Below are 8,179 nucleotides of genomic sequence, written 5' to 3' on the forward strand. Positions count from 1 at the left end.
CGCCACGCACAAGACGCCCAGGATCAAGGCATGGCTCGCCCGCCGTCCGCACTGGCATGTCCACTTCACGCCCACCTCGGCATCATGGATCAATCAGGTCGAACGCTGGTTCGCTGAATTGACCCGCAAGCAGTTGCAGCGCGGGGTCCATCGTTCGACTGCCGAACTGGAGGCCGACATTGCCGCCTTCATCGAAGCACACAACGAGAACCCCAAACCATACAGATGGGTCAAGTCCGCCGATGAAATCCTCGCATCGGTCAAGCGGTTCTGCCAGCGAACCCAAACCCTATGCGGCGAACTTTAGATTCGGGTGACTAGGTCTACTCTCCCTTGGCCCAATCAGGTTGATTTTGAGGCCATTCTCGCGGTCAGCCGCCAACTATGGAAGTTCTGCTCTGCTTGCTACCTATTGATCAAAGAGAGACACATTTACTTTTTACCTATCAAACTGGAGGTTTTTTAAACCTTAACTTGTCTTGGAGTGCCCCCAATGAAGTGGTCCACCAACTGGGATAGCTTTATCCCGTTTTCAGGAGGACCAAACGATGGCTGGAAAGCGAGACAAACCCGAGGAGATCGTGCTGAAGCTGCGGCAGGTTGAAGTGCTGCAAGGTCAGGGCAGCTCGGTTGCCGATGCCGTTCGCCAGATTGGCGTGACGCAGCAGACCTACTACCGATGGCGCAAGGAGTATGGCGGCATTGTCTGACGTCAGCACCTTTGGGACAGATTTGAGGATTTGAGCAACGGAGGATTTCTGGTTCATCGTAACCTTCATGGAGTGAAGATGGACAAGAAATCCGGAACGTCGAAGGCCGCAGCTGACAAGCTGGTCAAGAACATCCGCCGCAAGACCCGTCAGACCTATTCGGCTGAGGAGAAGATCCGCATTGTTTTGGCGGGCCTTCGTGGCGAGGAGAGCATCTCGGCGCTGTGTCGCCGTGAGGGGATCTCTGAGAGCCTGTATTACAACTGGTCAAAGGAGTTCCTTGAAGCTGGAAAACGCCGGTTGTCGGGCGATACGGCGCGTCAGGCCACTTCACCGGAAGTGAAGGATTTGCGGTCTGAGGCCATGGCCCTGAAGGAATGCGTGGCAGACCTGACCCTTGAGAATCGATTGCTCAAAAAAAGCATGACAGGGGCTGGGGAGTTCGAGGAATGAGATACGCTGCTTCCGAAAAGCTGGAAATCATCCGAACCGTTGAGGGCTCACATCTGCCCACAAAGCAGACCTTGGACATGCTGGGCGTTCCGCGCACCACATTCTACCGCTGGTATGATCGTTATGTCGAAGGTGGCTTTGATGCCCTTGCAGATATCTCACCCCGGCCAAAGTCCGTCTGGAACCGAATTCCACAGGCCAGGCGAGATGATCTAATCGAGTTTGCGCTGGAACATGAAGCGCTCACGACACGGGAGTTGGCGGTCAAATACACCGACGAGAAGCGGTATTTTATATCCGAATCATCAGCTTATAGGTTCCTGAAGGAGGCCGATCTGATCACAGCCCCCGACTATGTCGTTATCAAAGCCGCCGATGAGTTCACAGACAAGACCACCGCGATCAACGAGATGTGGCAGACGGACTTCACCTACTTCAAGGTCATCGGCTGGGGCTGGTTCTACCTCAGCACGATCCTCGACGACTACAGCCGCTACATCATCGCCTGGAAGCTCTGCACGACCATGCGGGCCGAGGACGTGACAGCCACCATCGAGATGGCTCTCACGGCGTCTGGCTGCGACCAGGCTGTCGTTCGACACATGCCGCGCCTGCTCAGCGACAATGGATCCTGCTACATCTCTGGGGATCTGGCCGAATGGCTGGGGGATCAAAAGATGGATCACGTTCGCGGCGCGCCGTTCCATCCACAAACCCAAGGCAAGATCGAGCGCTGGCATCAGACGATGAAAAACCGGGTCCTGCTGGAGAACTACTATCTTCCCGGCGATCTCGAACGCCAGATCGGCACCTTCGTCGACTACTACAACAACCAGCGCTACCACGAGGGCTTGAGCAACATCACACCCGCCGACGTCTACTTCGGAAGGGACAAAGCCATCCTCAGAGAAAGGGACAAGATCAAGAAACTGACAATCCGCCACCGCCGCTTGCAACATCAAAAACAAGCCGCATAATCAATCACGCAAACGAGCCAGAGCCTCCAATGCTCAGACCGCGTTGATGTTCCATTTTATGTGACGACGGACAAAAAACCGCTCCATGTCACCTGCGCGTGCGCAATTCAATTTGATACGGAGCTGGTGCTGCTTCGGCATTAGTACCATCAATTTGACTTTCTACTAAGTGCTCGAACGGACACCTGATCAATCAGGTAGGATGACTGCTGAGGTGGCAGAGCAGCCAAAGTTTCATCCGACAGCGATCTTAGGCGATTGAGGCCATTGCGAAGATTTCGCCTTCTCTGAACTGCCTCCAACCTCCGTTCGAGATCGCCTGGCTTGTTTTCAGGATTGCGGTACGAAGCAATTGTCCGGTCAGGATTGGTGCAGTCGGATAGGATTGGGGTTTCTAGCCAGCTCGTTCAGCACGACGACCATGTAGGCTGACAGACCGGCGGCAAGGAAACACCAAATCGATGTAAAGGCATGCGAAGCAACGGCAAATCCGATGAGAACCGATATGAGGATCAGTAGACCGAACTTCCTGACCATGACGTGAGACGACCACAACAGTGGAACACAGACGATCATCGTATATATCAGGCGCGCAATTGTCTTCGTTACCTCGTCAGAAAACATCTCGGGATTCACATAACGGATCGAACGGCGCACGAGGTTGATTTGCAGGTCCGCGGGATTCTCCAGGATCGGCAGATACAAGATCGCGCCGCCACTGACGCCCAGCAAGGTAAACACGGAAAACACGCGCCTGCGGAGAAGGTCGGTCTCGGCGACCAGAACCGAGATAGGCACCCAAACCGGCCAGAACCAGTAGGCAAAGAACAGGAAAGCCAGTGCGGAAAGGGAGTGTGGCGCTGAGTCCGACCCATCCAGCTCAAGCCATAAAAACCCTTCGGCAATCTGCTGCATGCCGAAGAATAGTGGAAAGGCAGCCAACGGCAGGAACTTGGCGTTGATCCGCCAAGCACGATGCAGAGTAGCCACGCTGCAGGAGATCAGGACGGCGCCGGCCGCGAAGCTGGCTGGGGCAGAAAAACACATTAGGCCTTTGTTCTAGCATATTTGTCTGTGCCTGTATCTGGTTTGGGCGCACGCAGAAAACGATTGTCGGTGGACGCCCGCCCCGCCCAGCAACGCAGGGGCGGCGGCTCCCTGCGCTTTGCTGCCGTTGGTCGGGTTTTGGGCAAGGTCCGAGGTGTGGACGAAGCAGACGCACGACGCAGTCGCCGCGATCCGTGCTGGTTGTCTTTTAACGCCCGAACCAGCGAGCCGTGCGACTAATACCGAATTCATCCTTATGGTGCCTGCCCTCGAGCGAAGGCGCATTATAGATGCTCTTGAGATTCGGCCCCGTCAGAAAATCGAGGTCGGCCCAACCGATGCGTCCATCACCGAACTCGACAAGACAACTTCCTGTGCCGGTATTCGGGGTCGCCTTTCCGCCATGTGTCTCAGCCAAGATTGAACTTGCAACCGCCATGGCCTGGCTCTCGGCAAAAGAGCCCGCTTTCGGTAGCCCGGTCTTTGCCAAGTCCCCAATAGCGTAGACTCCGTGAAAGCTTGTTTTCATGGACGCCAAGTCGATCGGGACCCAACCGTCTGTTGTCATGCCGCTGTCTATGACGACTTGCGGGGCCTGATGCCTAGGGACACCCAGAAAGAGAGAGAATGGCAGTTCCATTCCGTCGTCGAGCACCGCAGTCCCGTGTTTGTGATCCAGAGATACCACAGTGCGGTTCAGGATCAGGCGAATCTTGGCCTCGTTGAATGCCTCAATCAAGGCACCCGAAAGGTCCGCTGAGGCTGGCATCGGGCTAGATAGAGGGGAGACGAGCGTGATATCGCAATCCTCACGAAAACCCCGCTCGGTTAGATAGTGGTGCAGCGTAAGAGCGCATTCGCTGGGAGCAGGCGGGCATTTATAGGGGAAGCCGCAGATGCCGACGACGGCAGGTCCTTTCGAAAACTCTGGCAACGCTTGGCTCAACTTCTGCGCCCCGGGAACCGAGTAGAATTCGTTGCCGCCCTCGGCCAGCCCGGGCGTTGCGGCGAGATCGAACTCTGCGCCCAGTGCTACGACAAGAAATTCGGCTTCGTAGGTGCCTCTGTCTGTCGTCACGCACCGCGCCTTGGGATCAATGGAGGTGATTGTCTCCCGCAAGAAACGAACCCCCGGCTTGCGAAAGTCTTGATATGGCAGGCGAACGGCATCCAATGGCAACTTGCCGAACATCACGTCTATCTTTGAATAGCCAAAGACAAAGGCGTCTGCCTTGTCGATGATGATCACGTCGGCCGCTTCTCCAAATGCCTCGGAAAGAAGTGTGGCCAGTTCCATGCCACCGAAACCGGCGCCCAGGATGAGAACTCGAGATTCCATGTTAAGCCCTTCGGGTTGAGACCTGCCTTGGGGCCACCCAGAAAACTGTGAGAAGAGCCGGAAAGGAGTGTCTGATCGGACGTCAAGCTGATGCTAGGCGGTGATCCGATGATGCTGCAAGCTTTCTGTTTCAGGCTTGCATTTAGCCCTAGCTGATTTTCCGGCAGCTTTGGACTCGCAGGAGTCATCTGATCATTTCAATCAGATGTCTCCATGGTCGGCAAACATGTCCTTCCTATGCACGCGCTTCGCCGAGCGATTGTTTAGAAGTGCCGTCGCCTGGGCGATGTGGTCCGCTTCCTGCGCAATGCGGACGCTTACGGTCTTTGAACGCTTCGCAGGTGCAGCATCGCTCTCTTAACCGAAGGCCGCCATTCATCGTCGGCGCAGCGAGCGACTTGTTCAATGCTCTACAGTCTGAGCGTAGGATTATGCCACTCGTGCGCCATGCATCTGATCAAGACGTTCGGCGAAGGCACGCTCATCAACGTCTTCGGACACTGCCCGACTAAAGAAGGCAGCTTGAGTTTCCGGAGCAAGCCCGTTTGTTGGCGGGTCCCGGTCCAGGTTTGTCGGGAAGGAGTACCCTTCTGCAGTCGCGGCTATTGCAGCGCACAGTTCAGAGGCACTGAGCCTGTTTTCCCGCCGGGCTTGAAGCGCGTAGGGGTAGACCAGCCTGCACATCTTGTCCCGATCGATCGTCTCCATTGCGCGACCGAAGGCCGATGATACCTGCAGCAGATTGGCAAAGCGATGAATGTCCGCGCTCGTGTTTGCGCCTGCAGCGTGAAACAAAGCCGGGTTGAAAAAGACGGCATCTCCCTTGGCCAGTGGTAATTGCACATGACGTTCCTCAAACAGCGCCCGGAAATCGTCCCGACGCCATGCCGCATAGCCCGGACGATAGGCCTGCGAGAATGGCAGCAGCTTGGTCGGGCCGCTTTCCAATGGCATATCGCAGTGCGCCACGGCGCCCTGAAGCGTCAGGATTGGAGAGACGTCGTGGACGTGAGCCGGGTAGGACGCGCTGACGTCAGCGGTCTGAAACCCGAGATGATAGTCGCGATGAGCTAGTTGTGCCGCGCCGCCGGGATGCACAAGATTCACCTGCGCCGTCATCTGGTAGTTTGGCCCCAACCAAGCCTCGCAGACGGTCGCGATGGCGGTGTTGGCGAAATAGTCGAGGAACACTTTCGGCGAGGCTTCGCAGAGCTTCTGAAGCGAGTTCCAGATCCGGTCGTTTGCGCCCGACGCTGCAAAATGATCCCCGCCGCCGCCGCTCCCGGCCTTCTCATCGGAGATGATCCGTTCGTAGATGCGAGTCGCCTCATCCAGCACCGCGGTATCGGCGTAGGCTCCGTTCAATGCCAGGACGCCGGCGCCGGTGTGCAGGACCTTCGCCCATTCCGCCATGACTTCCCGACGGGTCCGATCATCCTCAAGGATCGGACGCAGGTCGGCCATGTCGTAGATCGGGATGTTCTTTTCGATCGAAGAGGCGTGCGGTACCAGTTCACCGTGCGTTGACTGATCGATAAGTGCCGTGAATGCACCCAGATCACAGTGGTCCGGTTCGTAGTAAGCGATGCCGTTCTCTTCGACTTCATTCATGGTTGGTCCTCCCTGTTCAAGAACAGGATACAGGCACAAACATTGCCTTGGGCCCCCAAACCCATCAAGAATACATCAAATGACGCATCGCTTTCCAATCAAGGAGATTGCCCGGCAGGCCGGGTTGGGTACCGCTACTGTCGATCGGGTACTGAACGACCGGGCCCACGTGAGCCCGCAGACAAGGCTGCGTGTGACGGCCGCAATCGAAGAACTGAAAACGCAGGAGGCGCAGCTTGCCGCGCGAGGCAGACGGTTGTTCTTTGACTTCGTGGTCGAGGCGCCATCTCGCTTCAGTCGCGAGGTAAAGGCGGCCGCCGAGGCCATCTTGCCGCAGATAGGGGCGGCGGTGTGCCGTCCGCGATTTCTGCTTCAGGAAGTCATGGAGGAAGAAGAGGTTGTTGCGGCGCTCAGGCGAATCACAAAGCGCGGTAGTCAGGGTGTCTGTCTCAAGGTTCGGGACACGGCACAGATACGGGAAGCGGCCAAAATGCTAACCGTTGCTAAAATCCCTGTGGTTACGCTTGTAACTGATATCGGGGTTACAGACCGTTTGGCTTACGTTGGGTTGGACAACGCGGGTGCCGGACGCACCGCTGCCTACCTGATCTCCAGAGTACTTGGAGATGTACCTGGACAGGTCCTAGCCACACGCAGCCACGAGCGTTTTCTGGGAGAAGAGGAACGCGAGTCCGCCTTTATCGAGACACTGGCGGTCCTGCAACCAGAGCTGCAGATAATTGCGGTTCAAGGCGGCAGTGGCGTTGACTATGAGACGTCGAAACTGCTGTCGAAGGCTATCGACGGTATCCACGATCTTCGCGCCGTCTATTCGATGGGAGGTGGCAATCGATCGATCCTCAGCACGCTAGAGGATCGCGGATTACGTGCCGAGGTATTTGTGGCCCATGATCTTGATCGCGAGAACAGGGAGCTGATTTTCAACCAGCGACTGGACTTTATTCTGCACCACGACTTGCAGCTGGACATAAAAACCGCATTCAATGCCTTCTTGGCATACCATGGGCTCTCCAGTGAACAACGGGCAACGCCAGTATCGACGGTTCAGGTGTTGACGCCGGAGAATATCCCGCCGTGAGATCCAACTGGCAAGGATCTCCCATTCAACGTCGATACCAGACATGACCTCTTACATTGGCAAGGGCAGTGCTAGGCCGCTGACTTGCCCAAGGTGCAGGCAGGTCGCCGCGAACGTCTGGTCCTCCTCCAAAGGGACGGTAGTTTGATGACTTTCGCCGAAAGGGCTGCATTGCAGAGAATGGCCGCAATGTCGGCATTCCCGACCTTGCGGCCAGCGCACCATACTTGCCGATACCCACGGAGCACCGGTCCTAGGCTGCGAGGTCCGGTAACTGCGCAATCCTGCCGTTGGCAGGTCACGGCACCTCGCACACGCAGCATGGTTTCCGACCGTCGTGAACGGCCCACTGCCGCCATTCATGCAAGCCGCGGCGAACGGCCGGAACGAGCCATTCTTAACCGATGCTGGGCACTGCGCCAATGGCAGCTTCACCGACTGCGCGGTCATCTGATGAAAACACTTAGATAACTAGTCAGACCCGCTGAGCGTGCCTCAGCGGCCGAACATCCCCTGGGTCGATCGGCCCCACCCATCTTGCAGAACCTTGCCAGATCGGCGTGGTGCAAGCGCGATCCAGTTTGGAATGATCCAACGGCTGAATGCGTGGTCATCATAAGCGAATAAGTTCGTTTGAGCGAATTAGACTGATCTGAAAGCAAGCCTCCTCCGTACTGAAAGTACACAGTCTGACAGAGGAGGACACCATGAACAAACTGTTGATCGCATCGACCATCGCATCCGTAGCCATTGCTTCGTCCGCATTCGCGGGGGCAGAGAAAGGTAAGGGAGACGGCAAGGGTCGGACCGGAATTGCCGAAACCGTTTCGTCTACGCCTGGGTCGGCGAATGCAGCGAGTGGCCTAAAAGGTGGTTGGGGCGGTGCAACCGGCGTCTCCAATGGCCCTGCTGCTCAACCGAAGTAGAGTCAGCGAGATAGGCT

General features: G+C 56.6%; 6 protein-coding genes and 2 pseudogenes. 5 read left to right on the forward strand and 3 right to left on the reverse strand.

The window, feature by feature from the left end:
* From BLR85_RS26900 to BLR85_RS26905, 3 genes and pseudogenes are all read left to right on the forward strand, one after another.
* Positions 1 to 307: pseudogene (locus tag BLR85_RS26900) on the forward strand (IS630 family transposase); the annotation flags it as partial.
* A gap of 241 nt (positions 308 to 548) precedes the next feature.
* A pseudogene (locus BLR85_RS28805) lies at positions 549 to 704 on the forward strand (helix-turn-helix domain-containing protein); the annotation flags it as partial.
* Between the two features lie 84 nt (positions 705 to 788).
* Positions 789 to 2,140, forward strand: a protein-coding gene (locus BLR85_RS26905) for an IS3 family transposase (protein WP_093164648.1) whose coding sequence is annotated in 2 segments (ribosomal slippage) — positions 789 to 1,125 and positions 1,125 to 2,140 — 1,353 coding nt in all. Because the reading frame shifts where the segments join, the coding sequence is not laid out codon by codon here.
* A gap of 360 nt (positions 2,141 to 2,500) precedes the next feature.
* Here BLR85_RS26905 and BLR85_RS26910 read toward each other — a convergent pair.
* From BLR85_RS26910 to BLR85_RS26920, 3 genes are all read right to left on the reverse strand, one after another.
* The gene (locus tag BLR85_RS26910; RefSeq protein ID WP_093164651.1) at positions 2,501 to 3,187 is read right to left on the reverse strand and encodes a DUF6629 family protein; all 687 of its coding nucleotides are present in this window, start codon (positions 3,185 to 3,187) and stop codon (positions 2,501 to 2,503) included.
* 208 nt (positions 3,188 to 3,395) lie between these two features.
* Entirely contained in the window at positions 3,396 to 4,526 is a 1,131-nt protein-coding gene (locus tag BLR85_RS26915) for an NAD(P)/FAD-dependent oxidoreductase (RefSeq protein WP_093164654.1), read from the reverse strand.
* Between the two features lie 429 nt (positions 4,527 to 4,955).
* On the reverse strand, positions 4,956 to 6,137 hold the full coding sequence (locus tag BLR85_RS26920) for a phytanoyl-CoA dioxygenase family protein (RefSeq protein WP_093164657.1): 1,182 nt from the start codon (positions 6,135 to 6,137) through the stop codon (positions 4,956 to 4,958).
* Between the two features lie 79 nt (positions 6,138 to 6,216).
* Here BLR85_RS26920 and BLR85_RS26925 point away from each other — a divergent pair, with 79 nt between their 5' ends.
* Together BLR85_RS26925 and BLR85_RS28810 are read left to right on the forward strand one after the other, a co-directional pair.
* Positions 6,217 to 7,236 (forward strand): LacI family DNA-binding transcriptional regulator, encoded by a 1,020-nt coding sequence (locus BLR85_RS26925; protein WP_093164660.1) that lies wholly within the window; start codon positions 6,217 to 6,219, stop codon positions 7,234 to 7,236.
* 707 nt (positions 7,237 to 7,943) lie between these two features.
* On the forward strand, positions 7,944 to 8,162 hold the full coding sequence (locus BLR85_RS28810; RefSeq protein WP_139188578.1) for a hypothetical protein: 219 nt from the start codon (positions 7,944 to 7,946) through the stop codon (positions 8,160 to 8,162).
* Positions 8,163 to 8,179: the final 17 nt, after the last annotated feature.

It is taken from the genome of Aliiruegeria lutimaris, assembly GCF_900099935.1.
Classification (GTDB): domain Bacteria; phylum Pseudomonadota; class Alphaproteobacteria; order Rhodobacterales; family Rhodobacteraceae; genus Tropicimonas; species Tropicimonas lutimaris.